21 protein-coding genes are annotated in these 21,873 nt (G+C 65.7%); 10 read left to right on the forward strand and 11 right to left on the reverse strand.

Annotated elements, in window-relative coordinates; translation table 11 throughout:
* Positions 1 to 31 precede the first annotated feature (31 nt).
* From JD971_RS05195 to JD971_RS05210, 4 genes are all read right to left on the reverse strand, one after another.
* A complete protein-coding gene (locus JD971_RS05195) occupies positions 32 to 589 on the reverse strand; it encodes a Smr/MutS family protein (RefSeq protein ID WP_202086447.1) in 558 nt (185 codons plus the stop codon).
* Positions 586 to 1,818: a murein transglycosylase A gene (locus tag JD971_RS05200; protein ID WP_202086448.1), complete on the reverse strand. Its 1,233-nt coding sequence runs from the start codon at positions 1,816 to 1,818 to the stop codon at positions 586 to 588. The genes JD971_RS05195 and JD971_RS05200 overlap by 4 nt, the downstream gene beginning before the upstream one ends.
* A 32-nt stretch (positions 1,819 to 1,850) precedes the next feature.
* Entirely contained in the window at positions 1,851 to 2,498 is a 648-nt protein-coding gene (locus JD971_RS05205; RefSeq protein WP_202087366.1) for a Tim44/TimA family putative adaptor protein, read from the reverse strand.
* Between the two features lie 113 nt (positions 2,499 to 2,611).
* Complete coding sequence (locus tag JD971_RS05210) at positions 2,612 to 2,830, reverse strand: hypothetical protein (RefSeq protein ID WP_202086449.1); 219 nt, start codon at positions 2,828 to 2,830, stop codon at positions 2,612 to 2,614.
* On the opposite strand from JD971_RS05210, the gene secB reads away from it, so the two are divergent.
* The 5 genes from secB (at position 2,829) to JD971_RS05235 (ending at position 7,231) form a co-directional block, all read left to right on the forward strand.
* Entirely contained in the window at positions 2,829 to 3,362 is a 534-nt protein-coding gene (gene secB / locus JD971_RS05215) for a protein-export chaperone SecB (protein WP_202086452.1), read from the forward strand. The genes JD971_RS05210 and secB overlap by 2 nt on opposite strands.
* 28 nt (positions 3,363 to 3,390) lie before the next feature.
* On the forward strand, positions 3,391 to 4,989 hold the full coding sequence (gene murJ / locus JD971_RS05220; RefSeq protein ID WP_202086455.1) for a murein biosynthesis integral membrane protein MurJ: 1,599 nt from the start codon (positions 3,391 to 3,393) through the stop codon (positions 4,987 to 4,989).
* 30 nt (positions 4,990 to 5,019) lie between these two features.
* A complete protein-coding gene (gene trpS, locus JD971_RS05225) occupies positions 5,020 to 6,018 on the forward strand; it encodes a tryptophan--tRNA ligase (RefSeq protein ID WP_202086457.1) in 999 nt (332 codons plus the stop codon).
* Between the two features lie 163 nt (positions 6,019 to 6,181).
* Complete coding sequence (locus JD971_RS05230) at positions 6,182 to 6,862, forward strand: DUF4136 domain-containing protein (protein WP_202086459.1); 681 nt, start codon at positions 6,182 to 6,184, stop codon at positions 6,860 to 6,862.
* Positions 6,863 to 6,976: 114 nt separating this feature from the next.
* Positions 6,977 to 7,231 (forward strand): ribbon-helix-helix domain-containing protein, encoded by a 255-nt coding sequence (locus JD971_RS05235; RefSeq protein WP_202086461.1) that lies wholly within the window; start codon positions 6,977 to 6,979, stop codon positions 7,229 to 7,231.
* Positions 7,232 to 7,306: 75 nt separating this feature from the next.
* Here the strand turns inward: JD971_RS05235 and JD971_RS05240 are convergent, their stop codons facing one another.
* Both JD971_RS05240 and murA read right to left on the reverse strand, forming a co-directional pair.
* Positions 7,307 to 7,549 carry a hypothetical protein gene (locus tag JD971_RS05240; protein WP_202086463.1) on the reverse strand — a complete coding sequence of 81 codons (243 nt, stop codon included), beginning with the start codon at positions 7,547 to 7,549 and terminating at the stop codon, positions 7,307 to 7,309.
* Between the two features lie 86 nt (positions 7,550 to 7,635).
* Positions 7,636 to 8,919: a UDP-N-acetylglucosamine 1-carboxyvinyltransferase gene (gene murA / locus JD971_RS05245; protein ID WP_202086464.1), complete on the reverse strand. Its 1,284-nt coding sequence runs from the start codon at positions 8,917 to 8,919 to the stop codon at positions 7,636 to 7,638.
* Positions 8,920 to 9,075: 156 nt separating this feature from the next.
* Here murA and galU point away from each other — a divergent pair, with 156 nt between their 5' ends.
* Together galU and JD971_RS05255 are read left to right on the forward strand one after the other, a co-directional pair.
* Positions 9,076 to 9,954 (forward strand): UTP--glucose-1-phosphate uridylyltransferase GalU, encoded by an 879-nt coding sequence (gene galU, locus JD971_RS05250; RefSeq protein ID WP_202086465.1) that lies wholly within the window; start codon positions 9,076 to 9,078, stop codon positions 9,952 to 9,954.
* A gap of 179 nt (positions 9,955 to 10,133) precedes the next feature.
* Positions 10,134 to 13,856, forward strand: coding sequence for a PAS domain S-box protein (locus JD971_RS05255; protein WP_202086467.1), 3,723 nt, complete (start codon positions 10,134 to 10,136; stop codon positions 13,854 to 13,856).
* 176 nt (positions 13,857 to 14,032) lie between these two features.
* Here the strand turns inward: JD971_RS05255 and JD971_RS05260 are convergent, their stop codons facing one another.
* The 4 genes from JD971_RS05260 to glnE all read right to left on the reverse strand — a co-directional run bounded on the left by JD971_RS05260 (position 14,033) and on the right by glnE (position 18,994).
* Positions 14,033 to 14,737, reverse strand: coding sequence for a M23 family metallopeptidase (locus JD971_RS05260; protein ID WP_202086468.1), 705 nt, complete (start codon positions 14,735 to 14,737; stop codon positions 14,033 to 14,035).
* Positions 14,738 to 14,913: 176 nt separating this feature from the next.
* Positions 14,914 to 15,639, reverse strand: coding sequence for a ferritin-like domain-containing protein (locus tag JD971_RS05265; RefSeq protein WP_371809736.1), 726 nt, complete (start codon positions 15,637 to 15,639; stop codon positions 14,914 to 14,916).
* Positions 15,640 to 15,710: 71 nt separating this feature from the next.
* Positions 15,711 to 16,205 (reverse strand): peroxiredoxin, encoded by a 495-nt coding sequence (locus JD971_RS05270; protein WP_202086470.1) that lies wholly within the window; start codon positions 16,203 to 16,205, stop codon positions 15,711 to 15,713.
* Positions 16,202 to 18,994: a bifunctional [glutamate--ammonia ligase]-adenylyl-L-tyrosine phosphorylase/[glutamate--ammonia-ligase] adenylyltransferase gene (glnE, locus tag JD971_RS05275; protein ID WP_202086472.1), complete on the reverse strand. Its 2,793-nt coding sequence runs from the start codon at positions 18,992 to 18,994 to the stop codon at positions 16,202 to 16,204. The genes JD971_RS05270 and glnE overlap by 4 nt, the downstream gene beginning before the upstream one ends.
* A 132-nt stretch (positions 18,995 to 19,126) precedes the next feature.
* Between glnE and JD971_RS05280 the strand changes: the two genes are divergently transcribed.
* The 3 genes from JD971_RS05280 to JD971_RS05290 are packed head-to-tail and all read left to right on the forward strand — an operon-like array spanning position 19,127 to position 21,109.
* The gene (locus tag JD971_RS05280; protein ID WP_202086473.1) at positions 19,127 to 19,846 is read left to right on the forward strand and encodes a CoA transferase subunit A; all 720 of its coding nucleotides are present in this window, start codon (positions 19,127 to 19,129) and stop codon (positions 19,844 to 19,846) included.
* 59 nt (positions 19,847 to 19,905) lie between these two features.
* Complete coding sequence (locus tag JD971_RS05285; RefSeq protein ID WP_202086475.1) at positions 19,906 to 20,541, forward strand: CoA transferase subunit B; 636 nt, start codon at positions 19,906 to 19,908, stop codon at positions 20,539 to 20,541.
* A gap of 19 nt (positions 20,542 to 20,560) precedes the next feature.
* Positions 20,561 to 21,109 (forward strand): glutathione peroxidase, encoded by a 549-nt coding sequence (locus JD971_RS05290; RefSeq protein ID WP_202086476.1) that lies wholly within the window; start codon positions 20,561 to 20,563, stop codon positions 21,107 to 21,109.
* A gap of 30 nt (positions 21,110 to 21,139) precedes the next feature.
* Here the strand turns inward: JD971_RS05290 and JD971_RS05295 are convergent, their stop codons facing one another.
* A complete protein-coding gene (locus JD971_RS05295; RefSeq protein WP_202086477.1) occupies positions 21,140 to 21,862 on the reverse strand; it encodes a S9 family peptidase in 723 nt (240 codons plus the stop codon).
* Between the last annotated feature and the right edge of the window lie 11 nt (positions 21,863 to 21,873).

Below are 21,873 nucleotides of genomic sequence, written 5' to 3' on the forward strand. Positions count from 1 at the left end.
ATTGCGGTCGTCGCCCTTTTTTCATGCGCGCCTATCGCCGCTTGCGCAGGACCAGATAGACCGCACCATCTCCCCCGTGTCGGCGATGGGCATTGCGCACCGCGACGATGTCGGACGCGTGCGGCCCCGCCGCCAGCCAGTCGAGGAATTTCGCGCGGATGGCGCCGCGTCTCTCGGCCCGGTCGGCGGCATCGACGGGCCGCGCCTTTCCCGTAACGATCAGCACCACGCGCGCGCCCATCGCCTTGGCCTGCGCCAGCCCGCGATCCAGCCGGCGATAGGCGGTGTCGAGAGTGTGGCCATGCAGGTCGAGCGTAAAATCGGGCACGATGGCGGCGCGGCTCATCCGTTTTTCCCAAGACGAATCGAGCGTGCCGCCGCCCTCGCGCATGGGCACAGGCTGCGGGGTGGTGCGTGGCGGGGTGCGGCGCTGTGGCTTTGCGGGTTTTGGCGGGGCGGGCGCGGGTTTCGCCTCTTTCATCGTGGGCGGCGGGGCGGGCCGCTTGCGCCCTTCCATCGGCGTCACCGTCGCGGCGAGCGCGGCCCAGGCGCGCTGCTCCTCCGCGCTCAGCCCCCGTGGCGCCCTCATCGCGGCGCGATACGCGCCAGCGTCCCCTTGGGCAGGAGCAGAAGCGTGCGCGCCTCGCTGCTCATCGCGCCGGCGGTGGCCTTCGCCATCTCGCCCGCGCCCCAGAACGTGTCGAACCGCCCCGCCCCCTTGATCGCGCCGCCGGTGTCCTGCGCAATCCACAGCCCGTCGGCACGGTCGTTCGCCGCGTCGATCCAGACCGGCGCGCCGAGCGGCGTGAACCGCGGATCGGCCGCGACACTCACACGCGGACGCACCGGCACGCCCAATGCGCCCAGCGGCCCATCGCCCGTCAGCTCGCGGAAAAAGACCCAGCTCTGATTCTCGTTCATGATGGCATCGGCTTCGCCCGGATTGGCGCGGAGCCAGTCGACGATCCCCTGCATCGTTGCTTCGCCCGGTGCGAACACGCCGCGTTCGCGCAATGTGCGACCGATGGCGGTATAGCCGCGCCCGTTCTGCCCGGCATAGCCGATGCGCAGGACCGAACCATCGGGGGCGATCAGCTGCCCCGAACCCTGAATCTGGAGGAAGAAGAAATCGATGGCGTCGGCGGCCCAGGCGATCACCGGCGCCCGCCCGTCGAGCGCCCCGGCGACGATCTCCGCCCGTTCGAAATAGGGTACGAACCGCCCATCCTCGTACCGGCCCAGCGGTGCGCGCCCGCCGCCCGCATAGTCCGACTGACGGACCAGATCGGTCGGCATGCCATAGACCGGCACGTCGAAGCCGGGCTGCCGGTTGCGAACCCCGGCAATGCGCGGTTCGAAATATCCGGTGACGAAGCCATCGTTGCCGCCCACGATCGCGGTTTCGAAAAACTCCCGGAAAAACCGCGACGCAGAACCGGCATAGCCCGGCGCGGCGGCGCAGGCGCGCGTCCAGTCGGCCGCGATGCCGCTGCTATCCGAGCGGGACAGAAGCGCCGGACACGATTCGATAAAGGACCGCCGCGCCGCATCCGCCTCACCCTCGCGAACGGTGTCGTAACCGGCGGAGGCCAGCAATGCGCCAATGTCGGGACCGGGATAGAGGCCGGCGTCCCGCGCGCTCACCGCCTCCGCGCCGACGCGTACCGGGGGCGTGGGCCATGCCGGTTCGGGCGGGCTTTGCGTGACGGGTGCGGGCGGGGTCGCGGGGGGCGGCGCGCGGGGCGGCCCCTCGACCGAAGGAACCACCGCGCACGCGGAAAGCGCGATCATCGCGGGCAGGACGGACAATGCGCGCATGATCTGCCTGCTCCCGAACGGGGTCGCGGGGATCAGCCCTCGCCGGTTTCGTCGAGCAGCCAGTCCGGACGCGCCGCGTTCACCCGACGGCTGAAGGTCCAGATATCGTGGCTTTCCACCGCATCGTCGAGCGAGCCTGCGATCATGTTGCCATCGCGATCGGTCGTCATGGCCGCGATGTCGGCGGCGAAACGCACGGTGATGCGGGCCATCGGGGCGTCGTATTCGGCGGAAACGATTTCGGCTTCCTCGATCCGGATGAGGCGGTTCTGCACCGATTCGCCGGCGTCCTCGCGCGCGTCGATCGCCGCGGCAAAGCTGGCGTAGACATCGTCGTCGCACAATTCGTTGAGCGTTTCGCGGTCGCCCTTCCAGAACGCCTCGAGGATCATGCCATAGGCACCGCGCGCCCCTTCGAGGAACAGCGCCGGGGTGAAATTGCGGTCCGCGGTGGCGATTTCGCGCACGCCGCGCTGCGCGCCGAGAGGAACGCCCGAAAGCGCCCGTTCGAGCGCGGATTGCGGCTGCTCTCCCGCCGCACCGCCGCGTTCGCCGCCGGGCAAGGCCTGCGGATTGCGGGGCTGCGGACGCGGCACCTGCCGGCCCAGCATTTCCTCCTCATGCTCCGCCCGGCGCCCCAGCACCGAGTAGAGCTTGTAGCCGAGGAAAGCGGCAATCATGGCAAGAATGATGATTTGGACCACGAAATTTCATCCGTTTCATGCATGGCGCCGCACGGGAATCTTCCGGATGCGACGGGATTTGAGATTAGCCTGCCCTAAATAGGAAAGGATTACAAATCGACAATATCGGCGGTTTTACATGGGTTCCCTTCGCATGCCCGCTCTCTATGCGCCATGAACGTCGCGCTACGCCGGTTCTCGTATCGGTTGAAGCGTTCGCGGGGGGGTGCTAACTCGCGCCGGAAACCATCGGCGGACGCGGGCGCGGGGCGGATCTCCGCCGAAAAATCGCGCCACTTCCCGCCCATCACGGAAAGCGAATCGAACATGGCCGACGAAGGCAACATCCTCACCGATCTGGACGGCAATCAGGGCGCGGCGAACGGCGCCGACAATCAGCCCGCGATCGGCCTGATCTCGCAATATATCAAGGATCTCTCGGTCGAGAATCCGAATGCGCCGAAAAGTTACCAGTTCAAGTCGCAGCCGCAGCTCGACGTGCAGCTCAACATCAATGCGCAGGGCATCGACGGCGAGGTCCACGAGGTCACGCTCAAGATCACCGTCACGGCCAAGGCGAACGAGGGCACGAGCTATATCGTCGATCTCGACTATTGCGGGCTCATCGGCATGCGCAACGTGCCCGACGACCAGGCGCACGCGTTCCTCTATGCCGAGGCGCCGCGCATCCTGTTCCCCTTTGCCCGCCGCATCATTGCCGATGCCGTGCGCGATCTCGGTTTTGCGCCGCTGCTGCTCGACCCCGTCGATTTTCAGGGGCTCTACGTGCAGCAGCTGAATCAGCGGCAGGCCGAACAGGGCGGCATGGGCGCGGGCACCCCGCCCACCGGCAACGCCTGACCCCACCGGCCCAACAGGAACGCCGGGCGTGAGCCTTGTCCGCAATGTCGGCACGATCGGGGGGCTGACCGCGCTCAGCCGGGTCTTCGGCTTCGTGCGCGACATGCTGCTCGCCCGCGTGCTGGGCGCAGGGATGGCGGCGGACGCGTTTCAGCTCGCCTTCATCCTGCCCAATACGTTCCGGCGCCTGTTTGCAGAGGGCGCGTTTTCGGTCGCCTTCGTGCCGATGTACACGCGCCGCCTGCATGCCGAGGGAGACGAGGGCGGCGATCTGGCCGCCCAGAAATTCGCCAATGACGTGATGGCGGTGTTCATCTGGGTGCTGCTCGGCTTTTCCGCCCTCGCGATGCTGGCCATGCCGGGCATCGTCTGGCTGCTGGCCAGCGAGTTTCAGGAGATCCCCGGCAAGTTCGAATTGTCGGTGACGCTCGCCCGGATCACCTTCCCCTATCTCGCGCTGGTGAGCATGGTGGCGATGCTGTCGGGCGTGCTGAATGCGCGGTCGCAATTCGCGCCGGGCGCGTTCGTGCCGGTTTTGCTCAACGTGGTGCTGATCGCCGGGATCGGCGTGGGTTACGCCCTGCGCGGGGACGATGGCGACAATATGGTGGTCGCCTATGCGCTGGCGGTGGCGGTCACGCTCGCCGGGGTGGCGCAGCTTGTCTATATGGTGTGGGCGACGCGGCGTTCGGGGGTAAAGCTGATCCTGCGCCTGCCGAAATTCACGCCGGAGGTGAAGCGGCTCGCCATGCTGATCCTGCCGGCCACCTTCGGCGCGGGGATTTACCAGGTCAGCCAGTTCGTCGACACGTTCTTTGCGACTTCGCTGCCGCAGGGCTCGCTCACCCTGCTCAAACTCGCGGACAGGCTGAATCAGATGCCGCTGGGCATTGTCGGCATCGCGCTGGGCACGGCGATCCTGCCGATGCTCGCCCGCCATATTCAGACCGACGACCGCGCCGGGGCGCAGCGGTTGCAGGCCAATGCGGTGGAGATCGCGCTCCTCCTCACCCTGCCCGCCGCGGTCGCGCTGGCGATCTGCGCGCCGGCATTCACCGCCGCGTTCTTCGTCGGCGGGCAGATGACGGAGGCGAACGGCGACACGATGGCGAATATCGTCGTCGCGCTGGTCGCCGGGCTGCCGGCCTACGTGCTGGTCAAGGTGTTTCAACCGGCATTCTTCAGCCGGGAGGACACGCGCACGCCGGTATGGATCGCGGCGGCGGCGCTCATCATCAATATCGCCATCAATTTCTACGTCGTGCCGCGCTACGGCATCGTCGGGCTCGCGGCGGCGACGGCATTTACCGCATCGCTCAACGCCGGGATGCTCTACGTCCTGTTGCACCGGCGGGACTGGTTCCGGATCGATGGCAGGCTCATCGGCAAAATTGCGCGGCAGATCGTCGCCGTTTCCGCGATGGGCGCGGCGCTGTGGTTCATCATGCCGACGATGGCGGACCGGTACGACGGCAATGTGGTGGACCGCGTCTGGTCGCTCGGCGTGCTGGTCATCGCGGGCGCGGCGGTGTTCTTCGTCGCGGCGTGGCTGGTGGGCGCGATCGACAAATCGCTCCTCGCGCAATTGACGCGGCGCGGCGCGAAGGCGAAGACACCCGCACCCTAAAACCAAAGCAGCTCAGCGACAGGATCATCCATGCGCATCGTTTCGGGCATTCAGCCCACCGGCAATCTCCACCTCGGCAATTATCTGGGGGCGATTCGCAATTGGGTAAAATTGCAGGACGAGGGCGAGTGTTTCTTCTTCCTCGCCGACCTGCACGCCATTTCGATGCCGCACGACCCGGCGCAACTGACCGCCAACACGCGCGAGATGGCCGCCGCGCTCATCGCGTGCGGGGTGGATACGGACCGGGCCGTGCTGTTCAACCAGACGCAGGTCCCGGCCCATGCCGAGCTGCAATGGCTGCTCAACGGGACGGCGCGGATCGGCTGGCTCAACCGCATGACGCAGTTCAAGGACAAGTCGGGCAAGAACCGCGAAGGGGCGAGCGTCGCGCTGTTCACCTATCCCGTGCTGCAGGCCGCCGATGTCCTGCTGTATCAGGCGACCCACGTGCCCGTCGGCGACGATCAGAAGCAGCATCTCGAACTCGCCCGCGACATTGCGCAGAAATTCAACAATGATTTCGGCGGCGGCACCGAGGTGTTCACCCTGCCCGATCCGTATATCCCGCCCGAGGCAGCCCGGATCATGAGCCTGCGCGACGGCACGGCGAAGATGAGCAAGTCCGATCCGTCCGACATGAGCCGCATCAATCTCGCCGACGATCCCGACACGGTGATGAAAAAGGTGAAGAAGGCCAAGAGCGATCCCGAACCGCTCCCGTCCGACATTGGCGGGCTCGACGGGCGGGCCGAGGCGAAGAACCTCGTCTCCATCTATGCCGCGATTGCCGAGGTGCCGGTGGCCGACGTGCTGCGCGATTTCGGCGGCGAGGGTTTCGGCAAGTTCAAGCCCGCGCTGGGCGAGCTGCTGGTCGAACATCTGCGCCCGATCACCGAACGTTTTACCGCGCTCAAGGATGATGCGGCGACGCTGGATTCGATCCTGCGCGCCGGGGCGGAACGGGCGCGGGCGGCATCGGCGGATACGCTCGATGCGGCCTATCGCGCGCTCGGTCTGCTGCGATAGAGGGTTGGCTTAAGTCCCTGCGCAGACACGAAAAATCACAATTGTTAGGATTTTCGTTAAATCGTGGTTCATTGGCATTGTTCTATAAAGCGTGCATCATATGCGATATAACGGCGTTCGAGCAGGCGCCGCATCGCCACAAGCACGTTCGGAGAAACACGCCATGACATCCCTCGCCAAGCGCGCGGCACGTTCGATCGCAGCATCGTTGCTGCTGGTTGGCGTTGCGGCATGCACCACCCCGTTCCAGGCCGACGTGTCGCGATTCGCGACGCAGCTTCCCGCGCCGCAGGGCAAGACCTTTGCCGTGGTCGCCGACGATCCCGACCTGGTCGGCGGGCTCGAATTTGCGCAATATGCCCGCTATGTCGGCGCCGAGATGGCCGACCTCGGCTATACCGAAGCGACGCCCGAAACGGCGGACCTGCTGGTCAAGTTCGATTACGGCGTGAATGACGGGCGCGAAAAGATCCGCTCGTTCGGGGCGCGCGATCCGTTCTTCGATCCCTGGTACGGCTATGGCGGCTTCGGCGGGCGCAGCGCCTATTATCGCGGCGGTCCGTGGGGCTTTGGCTGGCAGGATCCGTTCTTCAATTCCGGGCCGAACATCACGAGCTACACCGTCTATACCAGCGGCATCGATCTGAAGATCGAACGCCGCGCCGATGGACAGCGGCTCTTCGAAGGCAAGGCGGAGGCGGTGTCCCGTTCGGATCGCCTGCCCTATCTCGTCCCCAATCTGGTCGAGGCGATGTTCGTCGATTTCCCCGGAAATTCGGGCGAGACTTTGCGCATTTCCATCGCGCCGGAGGACCGCAACACGAAGGTGCGCCGCATCGATTGACCGGCGCCGACACGCAACAATGTGCAAGAGGCGGGTGCAGCGATGCGCCCGCCTTTTTCATGGCCGCCATGCTGCCGGCTTGCCCACGCCGCCGCCCGCGCTAGGGTCGTCGCCATGGCGCCCGATTATCACCCGCCGGTCAAACGCTCGGTCGAAATCGCCGGGCACAAGACCTCGATCAGCCTGGAGCCTGTCTTCTGGTCCATGCTGCGCGACGCGGCGATGCGGCGCGGCTTGCCGATCAACGCGCTCGTCGGGGCGATCGACGCGGAACGGATCGCGGCCGAAACCCCGCCGGGCCTGGCCAGCGCGATCCGGGTCTGGCTCGTGTGCGAGCGCGAGGCTCGGGACGGCGCTATCGCGGAATGAGGGCCAGGCGCACGAAAAAAGCGCGCCACCCTTGCGGACGGCGCGCCTTTTCATGCGTAACGCGAATAGCTCGCGTCAGTAATTGGCGGGCGGATCGCTCGCCGGGAAGCTTTCGTCCATTTCCTCGTCCGTCTTGGTCCAGGTCGAAGGCTTGTCGCGCATCGAACCCGCGCCCGCGTCGCGGACGACGGTGCCGCCGCCCTGCGTGGCGTGCGGCTGACCATCGGCGAATGCGGCCGGTTCGTCATGCTGCTTGGTGAAATGCTTGTATCCGGCATAGCCGAGCGCGCCGAGCACGCCCATTCTGATAAGTCCCATTGCGATTCTCCTGTAAGACAAGTGGCAATGAAACGCGTCAACGCGTGCAAGGTTTCGCAATTCGCCCGATACCGGTCGAGGCGGGCTTAATCCGAGCCGACGCGTTCGATATCCGCGCCCACCAGCGCCAGCTTCTCCTCCAGCCGCTCATACCCGCGGTCGAGGTGGTAGAGCCGGTGCACCACCGTCTCGCCTTCTGCCGCGAGCCCGGCGATCACGAGGCTCATCGAGGCGCGCAGATCGGTGGCCATCACCTCCGCCCCCGTCAGCTGTTCGACACCGTGCACCACGGCGGTGCGGCAGTTGGTCTCGATATGGGCGCCCATCCGGTTCAGTTCGGGCACGTGCATGTAGCGATTTTCGAAGATCGTCTCGTTGAGAACGCTCGTCCCGTCGGCGCGGCACAGGAGCGCCATCAATTGCGCCTGCATGTCGGTGGCAAAACCGGGATAGGGCGCGGTGGACAAGTTGACCGCGCGCAGCGGGCCGTCGCAATAGACGCGCAGGCCGGCCTCGCTTTCCTCCACATTGACGCCCGCATTGCGCAATGCATGCGTCGTCGCGCGCATTTCGGCGGGGTTCGCCCCCTTCAGCATGACGTCGCCGCCGGTGATCGCCGCGGCACAGGCGTAGCTGCCGGCCTCGATCCGGTCGGCCATCACGCGATAGGTCGCCCCGTGGAGGCGCGGCACGCCATGAATGGTGAGATCCGATTCGCCGATATTCTCGATTCGCGCGCCCATTGCGACGAGCAGATTGCACAGATCGACGATCTCCGGCTCGCGCGCCGCATTGTCGAGCCGCGTCGTGCCATTGGCGAGCACCGCGGCCATCAGCGCATTCTCCGTCGCGCCCACCGACACCACCGGAAAGGCGAAATCGCCGCCCGGCAGACCGCCATCGGGCGCCGCGGCCCGGACATAGCCCGCGGCCAGCTCGATCTCGGCGCCCATCGCCTCCAATGCTTTCAAGTGCAGGTCGATCGGTAGGTTGCCGATGGCGCAGCCGCCCGGAAGCGACACCTTCGCCTCCCCCGCCCGGCCCAGCAGCGGGCCGAGCACGAGGATCGAGGCGCGCATCTTGCGCACCAGCTCGTAAGGCGCGGTGGTATTGGTGAGGCGCGGCGTCTGCAGCGTCATTACCCGGCCGAAATCCTCGGGCCGCGACCCGGCGATGGTCGTCGACACGCCGAACTGGTTCAACAGATGCTGAAACCCGTCAATGTCCGCCAGCCGCGGCAAATTGCGCAGCGTCAGCGGCTCTTCGGTCAGCAATGCGCAGGGCAACAGGGTCAGTGCCGCGTTCTTCGCGCCCGAAATGGGCAACGTGCCGGTCAGGCGGTTTCCGCCCTTGATGATGATCTTGTCCATGCGCGGCTGTTTAGCCGGAATCGCGGCGGTTACAAGGCGATGACGCCCAAACCGCGCGATGTCCGGACCGCCCGATCCATCGACGCTCTTGTGCATCCGCGTGCGGCTTGGCTATGGCTCATGTTCCATTTCGCAGTTGCAACAGGAATCGCTTCCATGACCGACAATTCGCGCAAGCCCATCCGCAAGGCCGTATTCCCCGTCGCCGGCATGGGAACAAGGTTCCTGCCCGCCACAAAGGCCGTCCCCAAGGAAATGCTGCCCATCGTCGATCGTCCGCTGATTCAATATGCGGTGGACGAGGCGCGTGCCGCCGGGATCGAGCAGATGATCTTCGTCACCGGGCGGGGCAAGGGCGCGATCGAGGATCATTTCGACATCGGTTTCGAACTGGAAACGACGATGAAGGAACGCGGCAAGGACGTGTCCATCCTCGACGGGACGCGGCTTGCGCCCGGCAATTGCGCCTATGTCCGGCAGCAGGAGCCGCTCGGCCTCGGTCACGCGGTGTGGTGCGCGCGCGACATCGTGGGCGACGAACCGTTCGCCGTGATGCTTCCCGACGAATTGATGTGGGGGGAGCCGGGCTGCCTCAAGCAGATGGTCGATGCCTATGAAAAGGTCGGTGGCAATCTGATCTCCGTGCTCGAAGTGCCCCGCGAATCGGTGTCGAGCTATGGCGTGATCGCGCCGGGCAAGGTCGATGGCGCCCTGACCGAGGTGACCGGCCTCGTCGAGAAGCCGAAGGTCGCCGACGCGCCGTCGAACAAGATCGTATCGGGCCGCTACATCCTCCAGCCGCAGGTGATGCGCACGCTTCAGGATCAGGAAAAGGGCGCCGGCGGCGAGATTCAGCTCACCGATGCAATGGCGAAGATGATCGGCAGCCAGCCCTTTCACGCGGTCACTTTCGAGGGACGGCGCTTCGACTGCGGCTCGAAGACCGGCTTTGTGGAGGCCACGCTCGCCATCGCGCTCGAACGCGAGGACATGGGCGAGGAGGTGCGCGCCATCGCCACGCGGCTCTTGGGCTGAGAGCGGCTAGGGCGGCTGGCCGGGCGCCCCTGCTGGCATGAAAAGACGCGAGTTAACCGATCCTTAGCAGCGGTAGGGTAAAAGGCCCCATACCGCGCAAGAGCAAACCTTGACCCTATTCGTGGAAGGATCGCGCCGATGCGGTTGTTCTGAAATCGGGCTCGGAGTCTTTTGCGAAAATGATCAGTAAGGCAAAACAGAAGGCGGCGGCGCGGCTGACGCTGCTGATGATGACGGTTGCCGTTCTGACCCTGCTCTCCTGGGCCATTCCGGATGACAGCATCTTTGCGCCCGTATGGCTCCCCAATGCGGCGGCGGTCGCCTATATCATCGGACACAGCCGTTATTTCGACCGGTTCGGCCTCACCGGATTCACCCTCGCCATGGCCGGAACGCTTCTCGCGATCGGGCTGGATATCGACACGGTCGTGCGCACGACCGCCATCATGGCCATTGAAACGGGCCTTGTCGTCTCTCTCATCCGCCGTTTCTGCGACGGGCAGCCCGACGTCCGCAAACTCGATTGCTACCCGCCGATGCTCGGCGCGTTCGCGATGGGTGCGCTGGTGTCGTCCGCGCTCGCCAACGTCCTCTTGGGCCTGGAGCGGAGCGCGAATCTCCTTTTCCTGACCGGCCATTTCGGCATGCTGCTCGCGCTCGTCCCGCCGCTGCTCTGCTTTCGCAAGCAAACGACGAAGCTGGCGCCGGTGTCCGTTTCGGTCATCGTGGGAAGCATCGCCTTTGTCGTGTGCGGAACCGCCGCGGTCTTCGCGCAGACGACGATGCCGTTCCTTTTCCTCGTCACGCCGACGCTCATCACCGCCGGCGTGCTCATCGGACTGCGGCGCACCGCCCTCGCCGTCCTGCTCAGCCATGTCGTCGCGATCGTCGCCACGGCGATGGGAAGCGGGCCGATCCTGCTCGTTCGCGGTGGACAGGGGATGCAGTTCATCGCCCTCGTCACCTTCATGGCGGCCAATACGATGATCGCGCTGCCGGTGGGTGCGCTGTCCCGCCGGAACCGCATGATCCGCGAAATGCTCCGCACGAGCCGCAATGAAAACCGCTATGTCCTCGACAATCTGGACGACGTGCTGTTCCGGATCGATCCCGACGGACGGTGGATGTCGCTCAACACCGCGTGGGAACGCATCACCGGGCGGGCGATCACCGAATCGATCGGCACGAAATTCACCGATTTCCTGAAGCCCGAAGACCGCGCGGATGCCTGGCACAATTTTTCCAGCATGCTCTCCGGAGAGTTCGACACGATGAATGTCGAGCGGTCTATCATCGGCAGGGACGGCAAGGAATTGCGCATCAAGATCCGCGCCCGCCCCGCAAGGAGCGAAGACGGACAGTCGCTCGGCCTGGTTGGGCACATGGTCGACGTCACCGAACGCTACCAGGAGCGCGAGGCGCTGGAGCATAGCGAACAGCAATTCGCGACGCTTGCACACCATGCGCCGGCGGGCATCTGGTGTTCCGATGTCGACGGCAACGCCACCTATGTCAGTCCGGGCTGGCTCGAACTGGCCGGGCTGACGAATGAAGAGGCCATGGGCCCCGGCTGGTACGATGCGATCCATTACGAGGATCGCGAACGCGTGGCGGAGGCATGGCTGCGCGCGGTGAACGCACAGGAACGCTTCTCGTCCGAATGGCGCTGGCTGCACAGGAACGGGACCGAAATCTGGGTGACGACCGCCGGCGCACCGCAGTTCGACAGCGACGGGCGGCTCACCGGGTATATCGGCACCAATATCGACGTCACCGAACGCAAGCTGGCGGAGGAGCGGCTCGCCGAGCGCGAAAGCCAGTTGCAGATCGTCGCCGACAATATTGACGATGCGCTGTTCATGATCGGCGCCAAGGGCGAATGCATCTACGCCTCGCTGTTTGCGGGCGAGATCCTGGAAATGCCGCCCGAACAGCTCATCGGCCGGCAATTCGCCGACATGTTCGGCATGGCGCAATCGGAATATGTAAAGAGCCGACTCGCGCTGCTGCGTTCGGGAGCAGCCGAAGGGTGCGAGCTTGAAATGGAGATTGCGGGCGTCGGCGAAGCGGAGGGCACGCGCTGGCTTTCGGGGCAGATCGCGGTCGCGCGCGATGCCGAAACGCACGAACAGGGCGCCATCATCGCCTCGATCCGCGACGTGACCGAGGACAAGCGACTTCAGGCCGAACTCACCGCGCAGCGTGAGCGCGCGGAGCTTGCGGTGCAGGCCAAATCGGGATTTCTCGCCAATATGAGCCACGAAATCCGCACTCCGATGAACGGCGTCATCGGGTTCACGCAATTGCTGATGGAAACCGACCTCGACGAGGCGCAGCAGCGGCAGGTGCGCATGATCGCCGATTCGGGACAGGCGATGATGCGTCTCCTGAACGATATTCTCGACATGTCGAAGATCGAATCGGGCAAGCTGCAATTGCAGCCTGTGCCGATGGACATCCGGCACAAGGTGGAATCCTGTGTGCGCCTGCTCGAACCGGTGGCGCGGGAAAAAGGGGTGGAGCTGTCCTTCGGCATCGATCCTCGCCTGCCCAAATCGATCATCGGCGATCCCCTGCGTCTGCGCCAGATTCTGCTCAATCTCGTCGGCAACGGGGTCAAGTTCACCGAACATGGCGACGTACGCATCGACGCCCGCGCGGACTTCGAAGATGACGAGGAAATTCTTGTGCTCGAGGTTGCGGACACCGGGATCGGCATCGCGCCGGACAAGCTGCGCACGATTTTCAACCAGTTCGATCAGGCCGACGGGTCGATCGCGCGGCGCTTTGGCGGCACCGGCCTCGGCCTTTCGATCAGCAGCCAGCTCACCGAAATGATGGGCGGAACGCTGACCGTGAAATCGAAGGAAGGGCGCGGCACATCCTTTACCGTGCGCATACCGCTGATCGCCGCGGACGACGATGCCGAGCTCAACGATCCGCCCGCACTGACGCTCGCGATGGTCGACACCGGATCGAAGCCGACCCAGATGCCGGAACCCGAATTCGCGAACCGTCCGCGCGTGCTCGTCGCCGAGGATCACGACATCAATCAGGAACTGGTGATGAGCATGATGAGCAAGCTCAATCTCACTGCCGATCTTGCCGTGAACGGGCGCGATGCGATCGAACGCGTGAAACAGGCCGATGCGGAAGGCCGACCGTACAAGCTCATACTGATGGACATGCAGATGCCCGAAATCGACGGGCTGGAGGCGACGCGCCGCCTGCGCATGGAGGGATACACGCGCCGCGACCTGCCGATCCTGGCGCTCACCGCGAATTGCTATCAGGACGATATAAAGGCCTGCCGGAATGCAGGAATGCAGGGGCATCTTGGCAAACCGTTGCGGATGGAGGCGCTGCGCAACGCGATCGATCTCTATCTTTTCGACGGCGAGGATAACGGCGAAAACGCCAATTTCGGCGAAGAAGGCCAGACCCAGGCCGCCAATGACGACATGCCCGGCGCGCATCCGGATGCCGACGACACCACGCCCACTTCGCCGCCGGTTCCGGCCCATGAAGACACCGCGCCCGGCGCTGTCAGCCGTATCGATGTGCGTGCGAGCGCGACCGAGGACACGCCCGCGGCAAAGCCGGATTCGCTTGGCCCGCCGGTGGTGCAGACGGGCGGCCATTCGCTATCGGCGAAATATGCCGCCCGCAAACAGGCGCTGTTCGACGTGATGGCGAAGATCGCGCAGACCGATTCCGAGGGCGATTGGGACGATCTGTCGGCGCAATTGCACAAGCTCGCCGGGTCGGCCGGATATTTTGGCGATGAAAAGCTGGGTGAGATGGCCCGCGACCTCGAAGAGCGCATCCGCCGTATCGACGATGCGCAAACGCGCCGGTCGCTCGTGAAATCGGAATATGCGTCCATGCGCGAGGCAAGCTGACGCGTCCTAGCGCCGCATAACACGGCGGGACGCGGGCGAAGCGTCGGTCCAACCATGCGAAGGACGGAAACGTCGCCGTCCTTCGCCCCGCCGAAGCCGCATACGAAAAAGCCCGGTGCCTTGCGGCGCCGGGCTTTTTCGAAGGACCGCCAATGACCGTCCCTTAGGGATTATGATCAACGTGCGCTGGCGAAGGCCTGCTCGAACGTGTCGGCATGCAGATAGGGCTCGGGATCGACCGGCTCACCGCCGACGCGCACTTCGTAATGCAGGTGCGGCCCGGTCGAACGACCCGTGCTGCCGACATAGCCGATGAGATCGCCCTTCTTCACCGCCTGCCCGGCGGACACCGCCATGCGGGACATGTGGCCATAGCGCGTTTCCATTTCGCCGCCATGCTCGATCCGGATGTAATTGCCATATCCGCCGTTCCAGCGCGCATCGGCGATCTGCCCATCGGCGGTCGCGTAGATCGGCGTGCCAGTGGGCGCCGCCATGTCGAGGCCGTGATGGCCGGTGCGGCGACCCGTTACCGGATGGACGCGCATGCCGAAGCTGCTCGAAAAGCGGGAGTTCTCAACCGGCAGGCGGCTGGGAATGGACATCACCGGCTTGGTCGGGACGACGGGCTTGTTCGAATTGTCGAGCGTCTTCCAGCTGGCGAAAAGCGTGCGGAACGTGCCGTCGCTTTCGACGCCTTCTCCGATGCCCTGCGTCGCAGGAGTGCGGACCGAGGCGGCCATGTCGGCGCTGGCCGCTGCCGTCGCACTGGCATTCGCCAGGGCCGGGGCAGGGGCCATCGCCATCGACGCAACCGCGACCGCGCTCAATACCGCGCCGCGTTTCGTCCAGAAATTCGAGATCTGTCCAAGTGCCGTCATTACGATACCCTTTTTTCCGAGACGCCTCGACCCCCCTAAAGGCCGGAAAAACGTCTGATTACACCTGCAAGCGATGGCTTCGAACAAAGGGAAGCGCATCCGCAGGTTCAAAATTTTCGAGATTGTCGGAACCCCCCGCCGCTCTCGTGAGTATTGGGTAAAGGGAAAACAGTTAACTAGGCAATACCATCGAGGAAGCTGCGCGACAGACCGGCTGACTCCCGCGCCGAGTCGTTGAACGGTGGCTTCAACCGACCCCGAAAATGTTCCCGAACCAGAGTTTGCCAGTAGGATTCGGGCGTTTTTCCGCGCTTTTTCACCTCATCGACGAAATGCTTGGTGCCAAAGCGCACATGGCGGATTTCGTCGTCAAGTATCCGCGACAGAATGCGCGCGCCATTCGCATCCCCCTGCGCGCGCACCCGTTCCAGTGTCATCGGCGTGATGTCGAGCCCCCGCGCCTCCAGCACCATGGGCACGATCGCCAGCCGCGCCGCGACGTCGTGGCGCGTATCCTGCGCCGCCTCCCACAATCCAGCATGGGCCGGCAGCGCGCCGTAATGGCTCCCCATCGTCCTCAGCTTGCGGTCGAGAAGCGCGTAATGCATCGCCTCGTCCGCCGCGACCGACAGGAAATCGTCGGTGAAGCCGCGCGCCATGCCGCCGCCGAACCGCCCGACCATGTCGAGCGCGAGGTCGATGGCGGTAAACTCGATATGCGCGAGGCTGTGCCACAACGCGATGCGGCCACGCTCGGACCCGCCCTTCCCGCGTCTCGGCATGTCGCGCGCGGGATGCAGTTCGGGCCGGTCGGGACGCGCCGGTTCGTGCGGCATGGCGCAGTCGAACCGGAAATCGAGCCGCCCGGCCCGCCAGTCCCGCACCAAAGCGCGGGTCGCCATGACCTTCGCCTGCGCGTCGCCCGTCAACAGGACGGCGCGCACCGCCTCTCCCACCGAACGCTGCGACCAGGTCAAAGCGTGCGCGCCGCCTCCAGCACGGCATCGGCGTGGCCCTTCACCTTCACCTTGCGCCATACGCGCGCGATGCGCCCGTCCGCGCCGATCAAGTACGTCGTGCGCTCCATGCCCATATATATTCGGCCGTACATGTTTTTCTCGACCCAGATACCCAGCGCCTCGGCAAGACCATCGCCCGCATCTGCCGGCGTATCGCTATAAAGCGGGACGGTGAGCGCCTGTTTCTCGATGAATTTGGCGTGGCTCTTGGGCGGATCCTTGCTGATGCCGAGGATGGCGACGCCCGCGTCGGCGAATGCGGGGGCAAGGGCGGTGAAATCCTTCGCCTCGGTCGTGCAGCCGGGGGTGTTGTTCTTGGGATAGAAGAACACCGCCGCCGGTTTCCCGGCCAGCGACGCGGTCGAAAATTCGTCCCCGTCGGGCGTGGTCAGGGTCATGTGCGGAAATTGATCGCCCACGTCCGGGCGCGTATCCTTGGCATCGGTCATGTCAGCTCCAGCGTCTCATCGAATATCGCGGCCCAGGCTCTTGCCACGGTTTGGCGTGCTGTGTCGAACGCGGTCAAGAGCGCGTCCCAATCCTCGCACCGGCACCCCTTCGCCATGATCGTGCGCGCGGCGGGCGGAGGAACCGCCGCATCGGGCGCGACCAGCCGCATCACCACCAGCATGCGGGTGAGCAGGTCGTGCGCGGACAGCAGCGCCCCGTCGACCAGCCCCGCCTGCGCCAGCATGCGCACCGCACCGCCGAGATCCGGCGTCACGAACGCGCCCTCCCGCAGTTGCAGGAAATGGACGAGAAATTCCAGATCGACCAGCCCGCCGCGCGAAAGCTTTACGTCGAGCGGCCCGGTCGGCGGTTTGTGCGCCAGAATCTCGGCCCGCATGGCCAGCACCGCGGTGCGCAGTTCGTCCGGCGCCCGTTCGCGGCACAGAATGTCGCGAATGGCACCATTCAGCGTTTCCGCCACGCCCGGCGGCGCGTGCAGGACCCGCGCACGGGTGAGCGCCATATGCTCCCACGTCCAGGCATCCTCGCGCTGATACCGGGCGAAGCTGTCGGTGCTCACCGCCAGCAGCCCCTGCATGCCCGAAGGGCGCAGGCGGGTGTCGACCTCGAACAGCTTGCCCTCCGCCGTGGGCACGGACAGCGCGGCGGTCACACGTTGGGCGAGGCGGTTGTAATATTGCGTCGCGCCAAGCGGACGGCGACCGTCCGATTCCGCCTCGTGGCTGCCGGTGAAGAGATAGACGAGGTCGAGATCGCTCGCATGGGTCATCACCCCGCCGCCCATCCGGCCCAGCCCCAGCACGACCAGCCCGCTGCCCTCGATCCGCCCGTGCGCGCCGGCAAATTCGGCGGCGGCGGCATCGCACAATACGCGGATCGCCGCCTCCGCCATGCGCGAAAGCCCGGCCGCGATGGCCAGCGGATCATGCGCATCGTCGAGCAATTGCACGCCCAGTTCGAACCGCAGGTCGCCGACCTTGCGCCGCACCCGGTCGAGCACGGCCTCGTAATCGTCGCGCAGCATGGCCGCATTGGCGCGCCCTGCAAAATCATGCGTCAGCGCATCGGCATCGGGCGGCAGGTCATAGGCGCTCCGGTCGATCAGCGTATCGAGCAGATCGCCGCGCCGGCCCAGCATGTCGGCCAGCCCCGGCGCCAGCGCCAATATCCGCGCCAGCGTTTCGAGCAGGGCGGGCCGCGCCTCAAGCAGGCGGAAGATATTGATCGCCGACGGCAGGCGCGTCAGCACCTGCTCCCACCGGTTGAACGCGCGGTCGGGTTCGGGCGCGGCGGCCAGCGCCTCCAGCAATTGCGGCTGTATCGCGGCAAAGGCGGCGCGGGCGGCATCGGAGCGCAGCGCCTTGACCTTGCCGTCCTTCCACCCCTCGATCCGCGCGGCCAGCGTCTCGGCATCGGCAAAGCCCAGCGACCGAAGGCTCGCGGCGGCAGGCGGCGGGGCGGGATCGGAAAACGGCTCTCCCGCCTTGGGCATGGCGGGCGCATCGCCGCCGCCATGCGCGGCCACCAGCCGGTCGAAGCGCCGCCGCACCGTGGCGGCAATCGTGGCGATCTCGGCAATGAGCGCCGCGCCGCCCGCCATCCCGTCGAGGCGCGCGACATTGTCGATCGCCTCCTCGCTATCGGGAAGCGCGTGGGTCTGCCGGTCGTTCACCATCTGCAACCGGTGTTCGATCACGCGCAGCCGGTCATAGGCCTCGCCCATTTCACGCGCGTCGTCCGCCGCGATGATCCCCGCCGCCGCCAGCGCGTCGAGCGCGCCCCGCGTCCCGCGCAGGCGCAGCGAGGGATTGCGCCCGCCGTGGATCAGCTGATGCGTCTGCGCATAGAACTCGATCTCGCGGATGCCGCCGCGCCCGCGTTTCAGGTCATAGCCCGGCCCCGGGCGTTCGGCGCCTTCGTGGCTGTCGCGGATCCGGCGCACCAGCCGGCCGATTTCGTCGATCGCCCCGAAATCGAGCGATTTGCGCCAGACGAACGACCGGATCGCGTCGAGAAAATCCTCCCCCGCCGCGACGTCGCCCGCGACCGAGCGCGCCCGGATGAACGCGGCACGCTCCCATGCCAGCGCACTGCTTTCATAATGGGTCAGCGCGGCGGCAAACGGAATGGCGAGCGGACTGACCTCGGACGCAGGGCGCAGGCGCAGGTCGATGCGAAGGACATAGCCCTCCGCCGTCATCGCCGACATGGTCTGCACGATGCGGCGCGCGGCGATCTGTGCCGCCTCGCCCGGCTCGTCGCGCGGGCGGCGGGGCAGGGTATCGGGATCGTAGAGCAGGATCGGGTCGATGTCGGAGGAATAGTTGAGCTCCCCCGCCCCATGCTTGCCCAGCGCCAGCGCGGTCATGCCGACCGGGTCCGTGTCCGCCGCGTGGTCGGGCACGCGATGCGCCACCGCATCGCGGATCGCGGCGTCGAGCGCGCGGCTTGCAAAGGCGGACAATTCCGCCATCACCATGGCAAGCGGGAACGCGCCAGCCAGATCGCCAATGCCGAGTACGAGTGCCAGCGCCCGGCGTTGCCGCCGCAGCGCCACGCCCACGTCGCCCGCATCCGCGCCCGCATCCCGCGCCGCGGCCAGCGCATCGGCCCCGCGTCCCTCGTCGAGCATGTCGGCAAGCGCCGGTTCCCGCCCGAGCAGGTCGGACAGGAACGGCGCATGCGCCCTCGCCCGGTTGAGCGCGTCCTGCCAGTCGGCCGGGTCTGCGCCGCGGGCGGGCGCCGGTTCGTCGTCATTTCGCTCCATCCCCTCCCCATGGTCCCCGCAAATTGCAGGTGCAAGAGGGGCGGGCGTGACACGCGCCGATTTGCCGACTATTGCCGGGGCCGAACGCCTTTTCGGCACTCCCGACGCTTTCACGATGAAAGGCCGCAGCCCATGAAGAAGCTTTTCCCAGACGCCACATCCGCCCTCGACGGGCTCCTGCACGACGGCATGATGATCGCGGCGGGGGGGTTCGGCCTGTGCGGAATTCCCGAGCGGCTGATCGATGCCGTGGTCGAAAGCGGGGTGAGCGGGCTCACCGTGGCGTCGAACAATGCCGGCATCGACAACGAAGGGCTGGGCAAGCTGCTGCGCACGAAGCAGGTCGCGAAGATGATCTCGTCCTATGTCGGCGAGAACAAGGAGTTCGAGCGGCAGTTCCTCGCCGGCGAGCTGGAGGTGGAATTCTGTCCGCAGGGCACGCTGGCCGAGCGTATGCGCGCGGGCGGCGCGGGCATTCCGGGCTTCTACACCCGCACCGGTTTCGGCACGGAGGTCGCAGAAGGCAAGGAAACCAAGCGCTTCGACGGGCCGAACGGCGAACTGGACTATGTTCTGGAACACGGGATCTTCGCCGATCTCGCCATCGTGAAGGCGTGGAAGGCGGATGAGACGGGCAATCTGGTATTCCGCAAGACCGCGCGCAATTTCAACCTGCCCGCCGCGACCTGCGGCAAGGTCTGCGTCGTGGAGGTGGAGGAGATCGTGCCGACCGGCAGCCTCGATCCCGATCACATCCACCTGCCCGGCGTCTATGTGCAGCGCATGATCGTCGGCGCCCCCTATGACAAGAAGATCGAGTTCGTCACCACCCGGACCCGCGAAACCGCCTGAGCGGCGCAGCACGACCATCATCGCTGGCCGCGCCAGCCACCCATCTTGAGGAGACACGCATGCCCTGGACCCGCGACGAAATGGCCGCCCGTGCCGCGAAGGAGCTCGAAGACGGTTTCTACGTCAATCTCGGCATCGGCATTCCCACGCTGGTTGCCAACCACGTCCCCGCCGGGATCGAGGTCACGCTGCAATCCGAAAACGGCATGCTGGGCATCGGCCCCTTCCCCTATGAGGGGGAGGAGGACGCCGACCTCATCAATGCCGGCAAGCAGACGATCAGCGAACTTGACCGCTCCGCCTATTTCGACAGCGCGCAAAGCTTCGCAATGATCCGCGGCGGTCACATCGACCTCACCGTGCTGGGCGCAATGGAAGTGGCCCAGAACGGGGACATCGCCAACTGGATGATTCCGGGCAAGATGATCAAGGGCATGGGCGGCGCGATGGATCTTGTCGCCGGGGTGAAGAAGATCATCGTCGTCATGGAACACACGTCGAAGAACGGCACGCCCAAGTTCATTCCCGAATGCACCCTGCCGCTGACGGGGAAGAATGTCGTCGACATGATCGTCACCGACCTGTGCGTGTTTCAACGCCCCGATCACGACAGCCCGTTCCGCCTCGTCGAACTGGCCCCGGGCGTCACGGCGGAAGAGATCGCCGAAAAGACCACTGCCCACTACGTTTCCTGAACCGCCGAGGAGCAAAACCATGGCCACGACGCTTTCCGATATTTCGCTCACCCGCAACGACGGCAGCGCCGACAGCATCGGCGCGCACCGGGGGAAGGTTCTGCTCATCGTGAACACCGCCTCGCAATGCGGGCTGACCCCGCAATATGCCGGGCTGAAAGCGCTTCAGGAGCGGTATGGCGACAAGGGGTTCGAGGTGCTGGCGTTTCCCGCCAATGATTTCGGGGCGCAGGAACCCGGCACCGATGGCGAAATCGCGCAGTTCTGCGAAACCGAATACGGGGTGAATTTCCCGGTCTTCGCAAAGGCCAGCGTCGCCGGGCCGGAGAAGCAGGCGCTGTACAAGGAACTCGTCGCTGCCGTTCCGAACAAGCGCGGCGATGCCGACGCGTTTCGCGCGCGGCTCGAACAGGCGGGCATGATCCCCAACAACGACCCCGAAGTGCTCTGGAATTTCGAGAAATTCCTGGTCGGACGCGATGGTGCGGTCTTGGCGCGATTCGCCCCGTCCACCGCGCCCGACGATGCCGAACTCACCGGGCTGATCGAAAGCGCGCTCGGCGCCTGATCCCGGCGGGGCGGAAAACGGGGGCGGCGATCAGGCCGGGTTGTGGGTGTCGAGAAACAGCTCCGCAGCCTTCAGGAATTCGACCAGATCCTCATCGCGGGAGAAGTGGTGGTCGCCCTCTGCCTGTTCGATATAGGTCACGTCCTTGCCCGCCGCGCGCAGCTTCTTTGCCATGTCGCGCGACTGATCCACCGGCACGCGCAGGTCATCCTTGCCATGCACGAGCAGCACCGGGATGCCGAACCCCTGCGCGTTGTTGATCGGCGATACGCCCGCAAGGTCCGATACCTGCCCTTTCCAGTATGCCCGCAGGCCGCGCCCGACATAGGATGCGCTGTCATGGCTCATCATCTTGCTGAGATCGGCGACGCCGGCAAAGCTGATGGCGCAGCGGTAAAGCTCGGGATTGCGCTCTGCGGCCCGCATCGCGACATATCCGCCATACGATCCGCCCACGATACAGGCGCGGGCGGGATCGACCATTCCCTTGCCCGCGGCCCACGCCAGCGCATCGTCGACATCGTCCTGCATCCGGAGCCCCCATTGCCCGAGGCCGGCCCGCTCGAACGCGACGCCATAGCCGGTCGATCCGCGGAAATTGGGCTGAATCACGGCATAGCCGCGGTCGGCGAAGAATTGCGCCCAGCTATCCCACCCCTCGTAATCGCGGGCGCGCGGACCGCCATGCGGCATGACGATCACCGGCAGGTTCTTCGCCTCCCGGTCCTGCGGCACGGTGACGATCGCCTCCATCTCCAGCCCGT

The organism is Croceicoccus sp. YJ47, from assembly GCF_016745095.1.
In the GTDB taxonomy this organism is placed as follows: Bacteria; Pseudomonadota; Alphaproteobacteria; order Sphingomonadales; family Sphingomonadaceae; genus Croceicoccus.

Coding starts and splice junctions, on each gene's coding strand:
- JD971_RS05200 (WP_202086448.1), bottom strand. CDS start 1,818: ATGCGCGCATTGTCCGTCCTGCCCGCGATGATCGCGCTTTCCGCGTGC.
- JD971_RS05255 (WP_202086467.1), top strand. CDS start 10,134: ATGATCAGTAAGGCAAAACAGAAGGCGGCGGCGCGGCTGACGCTGCTG.
- JD971_RS05235 (WP_202086461.1), top strand. CDS start 6,977: ATGGCGCCCGATTATCACCCGCCGGTCAAACGCTCGGTCGAAATCGCC.
- JD971_RS05210 (WP_202086449.1), bottom strand. CDS start 2,830: ATGTTCGATTCGCTTTCCGTGATGGGCGGGAAGTGGCGCGATTTTTCG.
- JD971_RS05195 (WP_202086447.1), bottom strand. CDS start 589: ATGAGGGCGCCACGGGGGCTGAGCGCGGAGGAGCAGCGCGCCTGGGCC.
- trpS (WP_202086457.1), top strand. CDS start 5,020: ATGCGCATCGTTTCGGGCATTCAGCCCACCGGCAATCTCCACCTCGGC.
- JD971_RS05260 (WP_202086468.1), bottom strand. CDS start 14,737: ATGACGGCACTTGGACAGATCTCGAATTTCTGGACGAAACGCGGCGCG.
- JD971_RS05205 (WP_202087366.1), bottom strand. CDS start 2,498: ATGATTGCCGCTTTCCTCGGCTACAAGCTCTACTCGGTGCTGGGGCGC.
- JD971_RS05285 (WP_202086475.1), top strand. CDS start 19,906: ATGCCCTGGACCCGCGACGAAATGGCCGCCCGTGCCGCGAAGGAGCTC.
- galU (WP_202086465.1), top strand. CDS start 9,076: ATGACCGACAATTCGCGCAAGCCCATCCGCAAGGCCGTATTCCCCGTC.
- secB (WP_202086452.1), top strand. CDS start 2,829: ATGGCCGACGAAGGCAACATCCTCACCGATCTGGACGGCAATCAGGGC.
- glnE (WP_202086472.1), bottom strand. CDS start 18,994: ATGGAGCGAAATGACGACGAACCGGCGCCCGCCCGCGGCGCAGACCCG.
- murA (WP_202086464.1), bottom strand. CDS start 8,919: ATGGACAAGATCATCATCAAGGGCGGAAACCGCCTGACCGGCACGTTG.
- JD971_RS05290 (WP_202086476.1), top strand. CDS start 20,561: ATGGCCACGACGCTTTCCGATATTTCGCTCACCCGCAACGACGGCAGC.
- JD971_RS05270 (WP_202086470.1), bottom strand. CDS start 16,205: ATGACCGATGCCAAGGATACGCGCCCGGACGTGGGCGATCAATTTCCG.
- JD971_RS05265 (WP_371809736.1), bottom strand. CDS start 15,639: ATGGCGACCCGCGCTTTGGTGCGGGACTGGCGGGCCGGGCGGCTCGAT.
- JD971_RS05230 (WP_202086459.1), top strand. CDS start 6,182: ATGACATCCCTCGCCAAGCGCGCGGCACGTTCGATCGCAGCATCGTTG.
- JD971_RS05295 (WP_202086477.1), bottom strand. CDS start 21,862: ATGGAGGCGATCGTCACCGTGCCGCAGGACCGGGAGGCGAAGAACCTG.
- JD971_RS05240 (WP_202086463.1), bottom strand. CDS start 7,549: ATGGGACTTATCAGAATGGGCGTGCTCGGCGCGCTCGGCTATGCCGGA.
- JD971_RS05280 (WP_202086473.1), top strand. CDS start 19,127: ATGAAGAAGCTTTTCCCAGACGCCACATCCGCCCTCGACGGGCTCCTG.